Annotated in this window: 14 protein-coding genes; 12 read left to right on the top strand and 2 right to left on the bottom strand. The window is 59.8% G+C overall.

All coding sequences use genetic code 11. The features are described from left to right. Positions 1-57: 57 nt before the first annotated feature. From Q1J79_RS15465 to Q1J79_RS15420, 10 genes are read left to right on the top strand one after another with little or no spacing between them, the layout of a single operon-like run. The gene (locus tag Q1J79_RS15465; protein ID WP_300302096.1) at positions 58-1,368 is read left to right on the top strand and encodes an amidase; all 1,311 of its coding nucleotides are present in this window, start codon (positions 58-60) and stop codon (positions 1,366-1,368) included. Beyond that, entirely contained in the window at positions 1,307-2,107 is an 801-nt protein-coding gene (locus Q1J79_RS15460; RefSeq protein WP_300302094.1) for a winged helix-turn-helix transcriptional regulator, read from the top strand. Before Q1J79_RS15465 ends, Q1J79_RS15460 begins: the two co-directional genes overlap by 62 nt. Then, entirely contained in the window at positions 2,104-2,601 is a 498-nt protein-coding gene (locus Q1J79_RS15455) for a transcription termination/antitermination NusG family protein (RefSeq protein ID WP_300302092.1), read from the top strand. The genes Q1J79_RS15460 and Q1J79_RS15455 overlap by 4 nt, the downstream gene beginning before the upstream one ends. A gap of 45 nt (positions 2,602-2,646) precedes the next feature. Then, entirely contained in the window at positions 2,647-3,993 is a 1,347-nt protein-coding gene (rimO, locus tag Q1J79_RS15450) for a 30S ribosomal protein S12 methylthiotransferase RimO (RefSeq protein WP_300302089.1), read from the top strand. 9 nt (positions 3,994-4,002) lie between these two features. Continuing rightward, complete coding sequence (locus Q1J79_RS15445) at positions 4,003-4,905, top strand: hypothetical protein (RefSeq protein WP_300302087.1); 903 nt, start codon at positions 4,003-4,005, stop codon at positions 4,903-4,905. Next, complete coding sequence (locus tag Q1J79_RS15440) at positions 4,902-6,131, top strand: glycosyltransferase (protein WP_300302085.1); 1,230 nt, start codon at positions 4,902-4,904, stop codon at positions 6,129-6,131. Before Q1J79_RS15445 ends, Q1J79_RS15440 begins: the two co-directional genes overlap by 4 nt. Next, entirely contained in the window at positions 6,116-7,456 is a 1,341-nt protein-coding gene (locus Q1J79_RS15435) for an O-antigen ligase (RefSeq protein ID WP_300302083.1), read from the top strand. The genes Q1J79_RS15440 and Q1J79_RS15435 overlap by 16 nt, the downstream gene beginning before the upstream one ends. Beyond that, positions 7,446-8,525: a peptidoglycan bridge formation glycyltransferase FemA/FemB family protein gene (locus tag Q1J79_RS15430; protein WP_300302081.1), complete on the top strand. Its 1,080-nt coding sequence runs from the start codon at positions 7,446-7,448 to the stop codon at positions 8,523-8,525. The genes Q1J79_RS15435 and Q1J79_RS15430 overlap by 11 nt, the downstream gene beginning before the upstream one ends. Beyond that, positions 8,515-9,258, top strand: a complete 744-nt coding sequence (locus Q1J79_RS15425) for a bifunctional 2-polyprenyl-6-hydroxyphenol methylase/3-demethylubiquinol 3-O-methyltransferase UbiG (RefSeq protein WP_300302079.1) — start codon at positions 8,515-8,517, stop codon at positions 9,256-9,258. Before Q1J79_RS15430 ends, Q1J79_RS15425 begins: the two co-directional genes overlap by 11 nt. A 6-nt stretch (positions 9,259-9,264) precedes the next feature. Then, positions 9,265-10,746 carry an oligosaccharide flippase family protein gene (locus tag Q1J79_RS15420; RefSeq protein ID WP_300302076.1) on the top strand — a complete coding sequence of 494 codons (1,482 nt, stop codon included), beginning with the start codon at positions 9,265-9,267 and terminating at the stop codon, positions 10,744-10,746. 15 nt (positions 10,747-10,761) lie between these two features. Here the strand turns inward: Q1J79_RS15420 and wecB are convergent, their stop codons facing one another. Then, positions 10,762-11,808, bottom strand: a complete 1,047-nt coding sequence (gene wecB, locus Q1J79_RS15415; protein WP_300302237.1) for a non-hydrolyzing UDP-N-acetylglucosamine 2-epimerase — start codon at positions 11,806-11,808, stop codon at positions 10,762-10,764. A 69-nt stretch (positions 11,809-11,877) separates the two neighbouring features. After that, the gene (locus tag Q1J79_RS15410) at positions 11,878-13,053 is read right to left on the bottom strand and encodes a glycosyltransferase (protein WP_300302073.1); all 1,176 of its coding nucleotides are present in this window, start codon (positions 13,051-13,053) and stop codon (positions 11,878-11,880) included. Between the two features lie 807 nt (positions 13,054-13,860). Here Q1J79_RS15410 and Q1J79_RS15405 point away from each other — a divergent pair. Beyond that, positions 13,861-14,559, top strand: coding sequence for an NTP transferase domain-containing protein (locus Q1J79_RS15405; protein ID WP_300302071.1), 699 nt, complete (start codon positions 13,861-13,863; stop codon positions 14,557-14,559). Further along, positions 14,553-15,554 (top strand): Gfo/Idh/MocA family oxidoreductase, encoded by a 1,002-nt coding sequence (locus Q1J79_RS15400; protein ID WP_300302069.1) that lies wholly within the window; start codon positions 14,553-14,555, stop codon positions 15,552-15,554. Before Q1J79_RS15405 ends, Q1J79_RS15400 begins: the two co-directional genes overlap by 7 nt. Positions 15,555-15,595: the final 41 nt, after the last annotated feature.

Raw genomic sequence — 15,595 nt, 5'->3', positions numbered from 1 at the left:
CCGGGTGCGGATCGGCGATAGTGCGCCCTGCCTGTTTGCCCAGCCGGAGACGACCCGATGACCGCGTCCGCCAAACCCGCCACCGCCCGGGAACGCCTGGAAGCCTGCCTGGCAAGGATCGCGGATCCGGCCGGTGAAGGCAGCAGGGCCTTCACCCGGCTCTATGCCGACCGGGCCCGCACCGAGGCCGAGGCTGCCGATGCCCGGGCCCGGCAGGGCCTGCCGCTGGGCCCGCTGGATGGCCGGATCGTCTCGGTGAAGGACCTGTTCGACATGCCAGGCGAACCGACCACCGCCGGCTCGAAACTGCTGCGCGATGCCAGCCCGGCCACGACCATGGCGCCGGCCATTGCCCGCCTGCGCCAGGCCGGCGCGGTGATCATTGGCAAGACCAACATGACCGAATTCGCTTTTTCCGGCGTCGGCATCAACCCGCATTACGGCACCCCGGGCAACCCGGCCGACCGCAGCCGCATTCCCGGCGGGTCCAGCTCGGGCGGCGCCGTCTCGGTGGCCGATGGCATGGCCGAGATCACCATCGGCTCGGATACCGGCGGCTCGACCCGCATTCCGGCGGCGATGTGCGGCATCGTCGGGCTGAAACCGAGCCAGTACCGGGTGCCGACCGCCGGGGCCTTCCCGCTGTCCTTTGCGCTGGACAGCATCGGCCCGATGGCACAAACGGTGGCCAACTGCGCCCTCGCCGACGCGGTGATGGCCGGCGAAACGCCCCTTCCCCTTACCCCCGCACCGCTGGCTGGCCTGCGCCTCGGGATCCCGCGTGGTCCTTTGCTGGAAAATATGGAACCTGAGGTGGCGCAGGCTTTCGGAACCGCCATTGACCGCCTGGGCAAGGCAGGTGCCGCGCCGGGTGAGCACCCGCTGCCCCTGCTGGCCGAGATGCAGGCGGTGAACGCCAGAGGCGGTTTTGCTGCCTCGGAAGCCTTTTTTGTCCATCGCGCGGCATTGGACAAGCGCCCGGATGAGTTCGACCCCATTGTGCGCGGGCGGATCGAGCGTGGCCGGGCCATCCCCGCGGCTGACTACATTTTTATGCAGCGCCGACGGGCCGAGCTGATCCGGGCCATGGACGCCGCTCTGGCCGACCTGGATGCCCTGATCCTGCCGACCACCCCGATCCGGGCGCCGAAAATCGCCGATCTGGCCGCCAGCGAAGAGGCATTCACCGCCGCCAATACCCTGCTTCTGCGCAATACCGCGGTTATGAACTTCTTCGATCTCTGCGCCATTTCCCTGCCCCTGCCGGTGACTGGATTGCCGGTAGGCCTGATGCTGGTAGCGCGGAATGGCCATGATCGCCGGCTGCTGCGGATGGCGGCAGGGGTGGAATCCTGCATCGCAGGCTAAATCTGCAAGCTTAATCAAACTCATATTCTGTTTGACCGAGCTGGCAGCGCAGTTTATCGTTCACGCTATGAACGGAAAGTCAGGGAACGACAAAAGCGACGCGCCCGAGTCAGACGCGGCCACCATGGTCGCCCTGCTGGCGGCGGTGGACGATACCGACCAGCATAGTCAGCGCAGTCTGGCGACCCAGCTCGACATGGCCCTGGGACTTGCCAATGCCTTGCTGCGCCGTTGCGTGTCAAAAGGCCTGATCAAGATCCAGACCGCCCCGGCCCGGCGTTACGCCTATTACCTGACGCCCAAAGGTTTTGCCGAGAAAAGCCGCCTCGTGGCGGAATACCTGGCCACATCGCTGAATTTCTTCCGCCATGCCCGGGGCCAGTATGAGGATGCCTTTCAGGGACTGCTGGGCCGTGGCATGACCAAAGTAGCCATCGCCGGCAATGGCGAACTGGCGGAAATCGCCCTTCTGTCGGCCTCTGCCGCCGGCATTACCGTGGCTGCGATCATCGCTCCGGGCCGCAATATCGAACTTTTCCACGGCCGCCCGGTGGTTGGCGATCTGGATGCCGCCATCGCGCTTGGCGCCGAGGCCGTCGTGATCGCCGACAGCATCGCGCCGCAACGGATACATGACCAGCTTTTCACCCTGCTGGGACCGGATCGCCTGATCGCGCCAAGACTGCTGCACATCACGCCGCGGGCTGCATCTCCCCAGAAGCGGGAGCGCGCGGCATGATTCAGTGGTATGCCGTTTATACTCAGCCGGGCCGGGAAGCGATGGCCGCGCGCGAGCTCGCAAATCAGGCCTTTGGCGTCTATCTGCCGCGCTATCAGAAGATGCGCCGTCATGCCGGCCGAACCAGCATCGTCGATGCCCCCCTGTTTCCCCGCTACCTCTTTGTCGGCATTGATACGGAAACGCAGCGCTGGCGCTCAGTCAACGGAACACGCGGCGTCATCGGCATGGTGATGAGCGGGGAACGACCGATCCCCGTTCCGGATTCTGTAATTGCCGAAATCCGCGCCCGCGAGGATGAAAAGGGATATATCCAGCTGAACCCGCCCGGCTTCCGGCGTGGTCAAGCCCTGCGGATCGTCGAAGGACCAATGGCCGATACCGAAGCCTTGTTCGAAGAAGCCGTGGATGGCAACCGCGCCATTCTGCTGGTTTCACTGCTAGGCCGGCTGGTGCGCACCAAAATGCCGCTCCGGCAGGTTGAGGCGGCCTGATAATGCCTAGTCAGCCCGCCGTTTCGGGCGTATAAGCCCGCCGCCATGACTAAACTCGCCCCGCCTCAGGCCGCAGCCAAGATCGGTATTGTCAGCCTCGGCTGCCCGAAGGCGCTGGTTGATTCCGAACGCATCATCACCAAGCTGCGATCGGAAGGCTATGCCATTTCCGGTTCCTATGACGCGGCTGATGTGGTGCTGGTCAACACCTGCGGCTTCCTCGACAGTGCCAAGCAGGAATCGCTGGAAGCCATCGGCGAGGCGATGCGCGAAAACGGCCGGGTGATCGTCACCGGCTGCATGGGCGTCGAGGCCGACAAGATCCGCGGCATGTTTCCCGACGTGCTGGCGGTAACCGGGCCACAGCAATACGAGGCCGTAGTCGAGGCCGTGCATGAAGCCGCACCGCCCGCGCACGACCCTTTTGTCGACTTGGTACCGCCGCAGGGCATCAGACTGACGCCACGGCATTATGCTTACCTGAAGATTTCCGAAGGCTGCAACCACAGCTGCAGCTTCTGCATCATCCCATCCATGCGCGGCAAACTGAAAAGCCGCCAGGCAAACGATGTGCTGTTCGAGGCCGAACGCCTGGTGAAGGCCGGCGTGAAGGAACTGCTGGTGATTTCGCAGGACACTTCGGCTTATGGCGTCGACCTGAAACATGCCGAAAGCCAGTGGCGTGACCGCAAGGTGAAAGCACGGCTAACCGAACTGGCCGATGCGATGGGCGCCCTCGGCGCCTGGGTGCGGCTGCATTACGTCTATCCCTATCCGCATGTCGACGAGCTTATCCCGCTGATGGCCCAGGGCAAGCTGCTACCTTATCTGGATATCCCGTTCCAACATGCCGAGCCACGCGTGCTGAAAAGCATGCGCCGGCCGGGCAACCAGGAGAAAGTGCTGACCCGGATCAAGGCCTGGCGCGACATCTGCCCTGATCTGACCATCCGCTCAACCTTCATCGTCGGCTTCCCCGGGGAAACCGAAGCCGATTTCGAATTCCTGCTGCAATGGCTGGAAGACGCCGAGCTGGACCGTGTGGGCTGCTTCAAATACGAGAATGTCGAAGGCGCCAGCGCCAACGATCTGCCGGGCCATGTGCCGGATGAGGTCAAGCAGGACCGCTGGGAGCGCTTCATGGTGACCCAGCAGACAATCAGCGCACGACGCCTGAAACGCTTTGTCGGCCGCACTCTGGATGTGCTGGTGGACGAGACGAAACGGACCACTGCCGTTGGCCGCAGTTTTGCCGATGCGCCGGAGATCGACGGCATCGTGAAAATCAAGAATGCGGCCGGCCTGAAGACCGGCGACATGGTCAAGGTGAGAATCGAGAAGGCGGGGGCTTACGATCTGAGCGGGGTGTGCGTCAGGGCAGAAAACACATAGAGGATTGGCTTGGTTTCGGCGGCGCAAATTGAAAAAGCGATGCAGGACCCATGGATGGCGATGACATGGGGTCTTTGCCGTGCGTGGCCGAACTACTACCGCTCCCGACTGTTACGTCTCGCCTCCGACTGCGGGATATCCAGGCCCGGTTTCATTCTGTCTTTTGATTGCGACACTGATCACGACAGCGCAGTAGTCGAGAAACTGCATTTCCGACTTCGCCGCCTGGGATTACATCCAATCTACGCCGTGCCTGCAGAAGTACTGCGGTCTGCGCTGCCGGCATACAAGGCTCTGGCGGAAGATGGAGCCGAGTTCCTCAATCACGGTTTCCGTCGCCATGCCGCACGGACAGAAAACGGCACGGCCATCTCGACCTTTTTCTATGATCCGACGCGCCCTGAGGAATGGGAGCAGGATATCCGCCGCGGTCATCATGCCGTGGTGGAAGCATTGGGCCAGGTGCCGCGCGGCTTCCGCACGCCTCATTTCGGCAGCTTTGAGGCCGGAGCGACTCTTGATCGTCTGTGGCGGTTTCTGGCGGGGATGGGCTACCTCTACTCATCCTCAACCCGTCCGCTATTCGCCGCGAAACACGGCCCGGCCTTTCGGCGCCATGGGGTCACTGAAATACCCGTCAGCGGCTGCCTTGACCAGCCAGCGCAGATTCTGGATAGCTGGGGTCTGCTATCCAATGGCGCCGGCGGTAGCAGCCGGCTGATCGCCCAGCTCGATGCCTATCGCGCCATCATGCAGGCTGGCGCACCAGTTCTGCTGAACATCTATCTCGACCCGGCTGATGTGGCAGAGAAAGAACAGGTTATTGCAGCGCTGGGGCGCATGGCGCCATATGAAACCGAAGGCGGCTTTAATCGACTGGCCATTCCTGCAGCCGGGCATACCATCTCATGAAGCGCCTACTGGCAGTCTCCTATTGCTTTCCGCCCGTCGCCAGCCCGGAGGCTTTTGTTTCCGCCAAGCTGATGGGGGCATTGCAGGGTTTCAAGGTTGATGTGATCTCGGCCAGCCCCGACCTGTTCCCCGGCCGGGCGGATACAAGCCTCGATCAATACGTCAAAGACAGGTTCGGGCGGATAGAGCGCCTGACCACCTCATGGCCGCTCCGCAAACTCATGCTCATGCCACGGCTTCCGCTGCGGCCTGATCGTTATGTATTGCTGAAATCGTTGGCATTGCGCCGCGCTCTGGACATGCAGCCTGCCAACTACGACGCCGTGATGACACGTTCGCAATACCATTCGTCACACCTTGTCGGCCTGGCGCTAAAAAAGCTTTTCCCGCGCCTGCCATGGATCGCAAGCTTCTCCGATCCATGGACGGGGGGGATTTATGAAAGAACAATCCCCTTCCTTTCCGCTTACAGCCTGCATCTGGAGAAGGAAGCATTGACGCATTCCGATGCACTTATCTTTCCCACAGCTGAAATGCGGGATTTTGTCGCCCGCCAGCATCCCGGATTGCAGATAATTGCGCGCAGCACAGTCATTCCGCATGGCTTCGACCCCACCCTGTACACCCCTCCTGTTCCGCCACAGCATGAAAAAGTGAGCCGGATTAGCATGTTTGGCAGCTTCTATGGGCCGCGCAGCCCGGAACCCCTGCTGAATGCCGTGGCGAGGCTGGCTGAAAAACCCGGAAAACCAAATTTCACGGTGGAAATATACGGCCGGAATTCAGATGTGCTGCATTCCGCCCTTGCCCGCTATCCGCAACTCAGAGACATCGTCCGGCATATGGGAGAAGTCGATCACGTCTCTGCTCTCAGAGTCATGGCGGGCGCCGACATCCTCGCAATGATTGATGCCCCGATGCCTCCGCCTTCCATTTTCATGCCCTCCAAGCTGGCCGACTACATTGGCGCAAACAGGCCCATTCTAGCCATCACTCCTGAAGGCGCGGCCGCAGATATCGCGCGCATGGTGGGTGGCGTGGTCGCATCACCCAATAATTATGCGCAGATTGCTGAAGCATTGGAGCAACTCCTGGAGAAGGCCAAATCCGAGCCCGACAGCCTGTCCAGTGCAGAAAGCCATCGTGATGCCTTTCGCATTTCTGAGTTGTCAATCAGCCTGGCCACCACCATAGAGAGAGCCATTGCCAAATGCGCTTCTCGCTGACATCGGATCAGGCAATCCGTCATCAGATGGCTTCGACCGCGTTACTCCTCGCTGTCGCCACCAGCCAGATCGGTTTCCTCGGATATCACACCAGCACTGGCTTTCAGACGATGCCGATCGGGCTTGTCATCGGAACGCTGATGGTCACTGGCCTGCTCGGGTTCCTTGCTGATTACAGAGCCTTCATTGCGAACCTTCCGCGACTGCTGCCGCTTCTCCTGTTTGCCGTCTGGGCAGCCATAACCTGTTTGCAGGCCGAAGACGCCTCAACCGCACTGCGGCGATACGCCATGGTATTCTTGCCTGGACTGCTGATTGCCGGGCTTGCATCCTCTGACGCCTTTCCAGCACGAACCTTTGCGAAAGTCGCCTGGGTCCTGATTGGCATATCCCTCGCCTCGCTTGCCTTTTCCCTGCTATGCAGCATTATTGGAATACGCATCCGCACAGATAACATTGATATAATATGGGCCCTGTGGGACGATCCACATGCTCCAGGCGTCGCGTTGGGCAGCAGGCAGATACATGCCCTGCTCATAAAATTCATGCGACCGTCCGGCTTTTCAAGCAATCCAAATGGCGCCGGCCTGCTCGCAGCCCTATCGATTGCGTTCTTGATATTGATGTACATTCTAGACCGACGCCGCGGAAAGATGCTCCTGTGGCTTGCTCCGCTCTCATACGGCCTGCTTATCACCATATCGCGCGGAGCACTGCTTTTCATCGTAACCTTCATCGCCACATACGCCCTCATGCGCATGCGCGCGAAGAAACTATCGGCTGGCATAATAATTCTCGCAGCCCTCCTGCCGGCTGGCCTGCTTGCCGCGATGCAGCTCAGCATTCTGGGAACTCCTCTTCCGCGCGGCGCCCCTCCCGACGTATCGTCGGCAGCCGCGTTATATGAAGCCTTTCACCTTACCGAGCGGCTGGAAGTCTGGCGCATCGCGTATGATGCGCTGTCGGATTACTGGATTACGGGAGCCGGCTTTGGCATGGTCCAGGAATCAGTGTACGCCCCCCTCGGACTTGCAACAGCCGCACATTCGATCCCGCTCAGCATTCTCCTGGAGACCGGGCTGATTGGCTTCATTCTTATGCTGGCGGTTTGGTTCAGCCCCGTCATTTCCGTTCTGAGGAATGCCGCCCCAGGCGCCCTGCACATCGGCATTGCCGCAATTCTGGTCGGGCTTTATGCCCATCAATCCTTTGATAGCTCCATTTTCCGGTTCCATCCGCTACATTTCATGTTCTGCTACCTGATCGGGCTGGCCGCAAATCCCGCCCTGGACTTTCGGCAGACAGGCCCATCGCATGTCTCTTGATCATCTTGCGTTACTCCAGCGCCGAGACATTCCGATGGCTGATTGGAATGCGGCCGCGGATATCTTTCCGAATGCGTGGCTGTGGCATAGGGCAGAAGCCATTGAAGCCTATGCAAGCTGGCCCAACAATTCGGATTGCAGCTTTGCCATTGTCGATCAAGCCTCTGGCGGACAGATCGTAGCAATCCTGCCACTGCTCCGCAGTCGCAGCCACCGCCTTCTTTCCCGCCTCGAATCAACTGGCGGCCTGGCCACCGCAGACAACCAATCCCCTCGGCAAATCCGGAATATTGAGGTTGCCGCAAGAAACCACCTGCTTAATATCGCCCGAAGATTCAATGCCCACAGGGTCGATCTTTCTCTATCTCCATTGGCTCCCCGGCACATCCTGGCTGAATGCCCGCCAGTTAATCCGCTTATTATGCTTGGCTGCCAGGAAGCATCGACACAGTCCTGGATCGTCGACCTGCGCGGCACGACAGATGATGTCCTTTGGCAGCGCGTTGATCAGCGCGTTCGCAAGTCAGTCAAAAAGGCACGGGCCGCCTCCGTAACCATTCGGGAGGCAACAGCGATGGACTTGCCCGCCTACCTCCAACTGCACGCAGAAAATTGCCGGCGCAACGGATTACCGCAAAAACCGCCGGAGTATTTCAAATCAATATTCGAAACATTCGGCCAGCAGGCCATGGCTTTGATTCTGGCCGCAATCGACGCGACTGGAAGCCCAATCGCATTCCATGCTTTTGCCATATATAAAAGGGCGGCCCTGTACTGGACTGTCGCCAGCAGCCAGCAAGCACTCCTGTGCGGAGCCAACGACCTCGTGCAGTGGGAGGCATTGCGACAGTTCCGTGCCCGTGGCGTGGATTTCTATGAGACCGGAGAGGCCTTCCCGGCTCTGCATGACAGCAAACTGAAACGGATCAGCGATTTCAAAAAGGGCTTTGGCGGAAGACTCCACCCTTATTTCCGCGGCACCATCATCACAAGGCCGATCCTGTCTGCGGGATTGGATCTGGCACGGGCTTTGCGCGCCGCATATACGGCGAATTCCGATGAGCATTGAGCGCTCGCATTTTGACCGGGAATCCTCTGCTTACCCTGAGACGGTGGGCGAGACCCGCGCCCAGTCGCTGAAGTGGCAACTGATCTTGGAGCGCGCTGCGCCGGGATTGGTGGCGGCTGATATCGGCGCAGCCAGCGGCCGCCACGCAATTCCGCTTGCGGGGTTCGGCGCCACCGTGGTGGCCGTCGATATCAGCACGGAAATGCTGGCTCGGCTGAAAAAGCGCTCGCTGGAGGCCGGCGTTAACGTACATGCCGTTGCGTCCGGGCTTCCGGAACTAGCCCTGCATCCCGAACGATTTGACCTGGCATATTGCTATTCAACCCTGCTCCTGCTGCCGCACGATCAGCAGATCGCCGCAATACGGACACTGGCGGGGCTGCTCCGGCCAGGCGGCACCCTGATTCTCGACCTTGCAGGCGCGCGTTCACTGTCCCTGTTTTACTGGCGCCGGTATTACAGGAAGTTGGGTTTCCCCGGCATATTCGGGTGGCGCCTCAGCCAAGTAAAAAACCTGGTTGCGGAGAACAACCTGATCGTGACCGGGATATACCCGCAGGGCGCCCTTTCACAGTTCCTGTTACTGCCAGGAGCGACACGTTTTCCGCAGCTTGAGCGCCTCATCCGTGGCAACAGGGATCGGCATGGGCTCGACGAGGCGGTATCCAAATGGCTGCCGGCACTGGCGGAACGGTGGTATGTGATGGCGCAACGTCCATCCCGAGGCAGTTAGGCGCAAATGCGCAGCCGATGGGCCATAGATCGGGCTCTGCTGCTCCGCTTTGGTGCAGAAGCCATTACCAAAGGCAGCAGTTTTCTGATCATGCCCCTTCTGGTTCGCCTGATGGGTGTTGATGGCTATGGCCAGTTCACCTTCAGCCAGGCCGCAATCTCGGCGATGGTGCCGCTGGTATCTCTCGGCCTGGGCTTCAGCCTGGTCCGCCAGATAGCGGGCATCACCGATCAAGAAACTATCCAGCAGAGGCTGGGGGGCGCGATTGCGATCGCCTCGGCTATTGCTTTGCCGCTGACCGTCGCCCTGTGGTTCTCCGCACCGCTGCTAGCGGCATTTATTGGGCCAACCGCGGATAGCACCCCCTTGATAAAGATGTCCTGCCTGCTTCTGCTGGCTTCCGTTTGGCAGGGACTAACCATGGAAGCCCTGAGGGCACGATTGGAAACCGGCGCCGCCACCGCATTACAGGTGGCTGAGGCCGTCGCTCTGCCATTCGGAATCGGGCTTCTGGTCTGGGCCAACAGATTGGACCCGGCGGCTTTCATCGGATTTGCTGCCGCCCTGAAGCTGGTGGTGGCTGGCTGCGCGTTTTACAGAGTCATTGATCGCTCCGCTCTTTTCCGGCCGCGTTTGTGGCTGCTTCCCGTGGAAGACATCCGCAATGCCCTCTCTATCGGCACGCCATTTATGGTTGCCGGGCTGGGAGAATGGCTGATGGCGCTTGGAGATCGGTTTGCAGTTGGCTCGATCACCGGCGCCGAATCCGTCGGCCACTATGCCAGTGCACAAACTCTGGTGGCCGTGCTGGCATCATGGGGGGCACCATTCTGGTGGGTTCTGTTCCCGCGTTTTTGCGCTTCATTGGAGCAGCGCGACCGCATGGCCGCCGTGACATCGGCGCGGGCCGTCGGGGGCCTGTTTCTGGAGGGGGGAATTCCGCTTCTTGTTTTCCTTGCTCTTGCCGGATCACAGATCCTGCAACTGCTGGGTGGGCCCAAGCTGCACGTAGAACCAACCGTTATCACCCTGCTGGCGGGCGCCGCATTCATAAATCAGGCGGCCTCGCCTTGGGAATATGCGCTTTATGCCGAACGTCGGGGCGGCATGCTCATGCGGGCGACCCTGATCTGCGGCCTAGCAACCTTGGGACTCAGCATCATGGCGTTGCCTGTTTTGGGGTTAACCGGCGCTGCACTGGCTGCTGTAGCCGGTCGGGTAGGCTTTGCAGCCATGATCATCAGCGCCGCATACAAAATGGGCTATGATCACACCATTCTGGTTGGCAAAACGCAGCTGCGCCGGATTGCCACAGCAACCATGACCAGCAGCATCGCGGCCGGCAGCATCGCGGTCGCAGCCAGCTTCAACGCCATCCCCGGCAAGGCTCCCCTGTCGGTTCTTGCGGCGGCGGCATTTATCAGCGTGTATGCTGCCTCCGCCTTCGGGTTGAGATTTTTTCGCCCTCGGCAACAAGGGGGCTTCTGAGGCGAGCCGGGCCCTCTAGCGCAATTCGAAGCGCTGCAGGATTGCCTCGACGACGCAGACGGCGGCATGACCATTCCCCTGGATTTCCCGCCAGCGGGTTACTGCAGCAGCATCAATCTGCCTGCCAAGAAAGCCTGATACGGCTTCTTCCATGCCGGCGCCGCGGCTGCCGGCCATCGCAGCCAAACCAAGGTCAACGATCTCCTGCCGCTCGGTTTTATCTCTGATCACAACAACCGGTATGCCGAGAGATGCGCCTTCTTCCTGAACCCCGCCTGAATCGGTAATGATTACTCGCGCACCGGCCATCGCACCAAGGAAATCTGGGTAGTCCATGGGGTCGACGATCGCGAGGCGATCGCCGGAACCAAGGAAATGCGCCTCTATGGTTTCAATGACCTCGGGATTCGGGTGGCGGGGCCATAGAATGCGGTACCCGGGATAGCTGTTCAGCAGGGTTTCCAAATGACCACAAACCGCCGCAAGGGGTTCGCCAAGATTCTCGCGGCGATGCAGCGTGACCAGGAAATAGGGCATCGCATCGCCCTGCCGCACATCCCCCATGGTCTTCATGGTATGAGTCTGAATATCCAGGCCTGTATTGCCCACGACAACGATGCGGTCCGCGGGAATATTCTCTGCCATGAGGTTGGCCCGCGCTGCCTGGGTTGGCGCCAGATGCAGGCTGGCCAGGCGCGCGATCAACTGGCGGAAGCCCTCTTCTGGCCATGGCGCATTCAGATCGTTTGTGCGAAGCCCCGCTTCCAGGTGAATAGTCGGGGTTCCGGTCAGATATCCGGCAAGGGCGCCGGCAAGGGCGGTTGCGGTATCGCCCTGGACGAGAATCCAATCAACTTTGTGATCCTGTATGAAGCGATCCAGCGCGCTTACGATGCGCCGCACCACTTCTGCCGGCGTCTGGTGGTGCACCATAAGATCAAAATTTACGTCAACGGCGAAATCCAGGGCATGCAGCGTCTGGGTCAGGAGGCTGCGATGCTGCCCTGAGCAAACCACTTTCACTGAATGCGGATCGAGCCTGTTCCTCAACCCTCCAATCACTGGAGCCAGCTTTATCGCTTCCGGACGTGTCCCGAATACAACTATTCCCGTCACGCAATTCCGACCTTTTTATCTTATATCGCGTTTATTTGCTGTTGCGTCGCGCATAATGTCAGCAATCCTGCGGGCAACAACATCCGGATTCCAATGCTCCCTTGCGAAGGCGTATGTCTGCCTGGCAAGGTCTTGTCGCCATCGACAATCGTCCGCAAGTCTGCAAAACGCCGCAGAATAAGATTCCGCAGTTGCGTCAGTGAAGACTACAGGAAACCCGCGATACTCATCAAGCACCGCGGATGGCTGATGATTGATGACCACCACCAGGCCAGCAAGCGCTGCTTCCATGACGGGCTTGGCCAGTTCGGCATAATCAGTCCGCAATACCAAGACTTCATAATTTCCGAGCTCGGCGATCAGTTGCGCGTTCTCCAGCGCAGGGATGAATCGTACCCTGTGGTCAATACCAAGCCGCGCCGCCAGATCTCTGGCTATGGGCAGCAGAGGGCCGCTGCCAACCACAGTCAGCAGCATGTCCTGACGCGAGGCAACGGCTTCAATGACTGGTGTCGGATCACGCCCCGGGATAAGACGGCCTATCCACAACAAGCGCAGATTATTGCCAGTGCCATCCGGTCCATTTTCATGGCGAACCGCCTGCGGTTGCGCCGCTACGACATTGGGCAGAACAACAGCGCGGTCGCGCACCGGCTCTGACAGAAAAGAAAGTATTGGCGAATACACCGCTATGATGCGCTGCGCGCCGCGCAAGGCCGCCTCGACGCTTGGCGCAAGCAACCAACGCCAAAATCGATCGCGCAACGAAGCATACTGCCTGCGAATGACTGGATCCGGTGTCGCATGCAGACTGATGACATAGGGGATGCCTATGGCGGGACCGATCACGCCGGCGGCCGCGGCAGCAAAGCCGTCGCCGTAAGCCCGTATGAGATCAGGTTTCTGTTCACGCAATCCTTTCAGTACAGACCTCAATGCTCTCCGCAGCAGGACCGGACGCATCCCGAGGGTGCGCAGGGCAAGGCCAAACCGCCCCATATCGACAGATATGAAGGTCCATTCCGCAGGCGCCGTCAGTGTCGCCAGAGTCGCGGCCGCTGGTTTATCAGCCAGCAAACCGACGATGGTTATATGATCGGCGACACCTGCAGGATTGAAATAAGCCGGCAGGATTTCGCCCTTTGCATCCCAGTCCGTTATACGGTCATCGAGCAAGATCGCTAAACGCATGTCTGCGGGGCCTTCCCATCGGGATCCGGTATCTCATCGCCTAGCTTGCTGGACTGAAACAGTAGCTGCGGCACTTGAACATTGAGAAGCTGTGCAGTTCAAGAGCCAGTCCCGACACGGCCGAATGAATTCAGAATCACGGCCTCGAAAAGAACACGGCAGCTGGAATCCACGCAAAGCTGATGGTGCCGCACCAAGCGCGGAACCCATGGCCGCAAAGGGGCTCCTCGACTGCCTCTGGCTGGGGTGACCCTGTAAACCCAACCCAACCAACTGCCGGATATGCTTTGTCGAACAGGTGGCGGCCGCCCCGGGGCCAGTCTGTCCCGTCCGGACCGATCTTGGTCATCGGCCCCAGGGCACGCATGGTTTTGACAGGGCCGAGCACAGCATCTGCATCCGGATCATGTCTCCTTGGGCCCGGCTCTTCCCGGCCCGCTCCTGGCCCACCATCTGTTAATTACAAAGCCATGAATATCGAACGCCGAGCCACATTAACTACAACTCATTGAAATAATTCAATATATGCTGCGAATTGCCCTATGTAGCCGCCTTCTTTCAGTGCAATTCACATACCCAAGCAATTGCAATCAAACATAGAATCGGGCTAGTGTTCAGTCCATGAACGTCAGCTCGTTCTAGCGGGCAAACCGTTAATCTTCGTTCTCTACCAGAGGTTACAATCGCCCTCTGGCCCGCAATTGCCCGCCTCCGTATTGCGGGCAGGACAACCCGAGTGCCGACCCGGATGCAGCCCTGGCTTCACCCGGAGTGCGGTAGCATGACCGGATTTGCGACTCTCTCCGAATGCCGCTCACCGCAATACTTCAGGCCCGTATGTCTTCGCGTCGGCTCCCGGGCAAAATGCTGGCCCCGGTCGCGGGACGACCACTTCTTGCATGGCTGATTGAACGCCTGTCCGCTTGCACCACGCTGGATGGCATCATCCTCGCCACATCCGATCACCCCAGCGACACCCCCTTGGCGGAACTCGCGGAGAAACTCGGAATCCGCTGTTATCGTGGGCCGTTGGATGATGTTGCCATGCGATTTATCCAGGCAATCGATGTTTTCGGCCTGCCGTCTTTTGTCCGGATTTGCGGTGACAGCCCCCTGATTGATCCGGCGCTGGTGGATTATGCCGTCCGCCTTTTCGAAGCTGGGCCTTGCGACATTACAACCAACGTCCACCCCCGCAGCTTCCCTAAAGGCCAGTCCGTCGAGGTGGTCAATTCCGCCGCCTTCAAGGCAGCTTATGCCGCAATGACCGAGAATGAGGAACGAGAACACGTCACGTCGTGGTTCTATAATCACACGGCGGAGGTGGCCATCACGAACTTCACGGCTCGCCGGGACATGTCCAGCATCAGGCTGTGCGTCGATACAGCCGAGGACCTGGCATCCATCCGCGCTCTTGCCGCACGCATGACGAGCGACCAGAGCCGATACAGCCTTGATGACTTGCTGGCATTGCATGCCGAAACAGAAAAACCGGGTGCGTGGTGATCAGGGTTGGCATCATCGGCCTGGGCGTGGGAGAGCGGCACATCGCCGGCTTCGAGGCGGACGAACGCTGCCGCGTCGTTGCTCTCATTGATCAGGATCCGGCAAAGCTTGCTGAAGTTTCCAACCGCAATCCCGGCCGCAGAACCGGCAGCTCTGCGGATGAAATTCTGAATGACCCTGAGATCGATGTGGTTTCGATCGCATCCTATGACAGAGACCACCATTCTCAGGTCATGCGCGCGATTGAAGCCGGCAAGCATGTGTTCGTGGAAAAGCCGCTCTGCCTGTTCGAAAATGAATTGCAGGATATCCGCAGCGCTCTCCGGCGTCGCCCCGACATCAAGCTTTCGTCCAATCTGATTCTGCGCCGGACCCCGCGTTTCATCCGCCTGAGAGAACGCATCCAGCATGGCGAGATGGGTGAAGTTTACTATCTTGAGGGCGACTACAATTATGGCCGACTGCACAAGATCACCGAGGGCTGGCGCGGCAAGCAGCCGTATTACTCGGTTGTGCATGGTGGCGCCATACATCTCCTGGACCTTCTGATGTGGCTGACCGGCCAGCGTCCCGCCGAGGTTTTCGCCTTCGGCTCACGGTTGGCCACGTCTGGGACTTCGTTCTCCTTCAACGATTGCGTCGCTGCGCTGCTGCGCTTCCCATCCGGCATGCTTGCCAAGGTGACCGCGAATTTCGCCTGCGTCATGCCCCATACCCACCTTCTGTCAGTATATGGAACGGCAGCGAGCTTCCAGCACGGCCCCGGTGGCGCAGCGCTTTACCAGTCCCGTTCTCCCGATATTGCTCCCGCCCGGATCGACGATGCATATCCTGGTGCTGAGAAAGGGGATTTGATTCCAAGTTTTGTGCGCTCCATCCTTGATGGGAGCGAGCCTGAAATCAGCGCCGCAGACGTACTTGACTGCATGGCGGTTTCCCTTGCAATCGAAGCCGCTCTGCAAACCAACGCCCCGGTCCGGGTCGATTACCATTGAACCCACCCATTCACCACAAGCCCTGCCGCCAAGAGTGATGC

Origin of the sequence: Ferrovibrio sp., from assembly GCF_029255545.1 — a bacterium.
GTDB lineage: Bacteria > Pseudomonadota > Alphaproteobacteria > Ferrovibrionales > Ferrovibrionaceae > Ferrovibrio.
The sequence above is the reverse complement of the archived record's forward strand: the minus strand, read 5'-3'. Positions and strand labels throughout refer to the sequence as shown.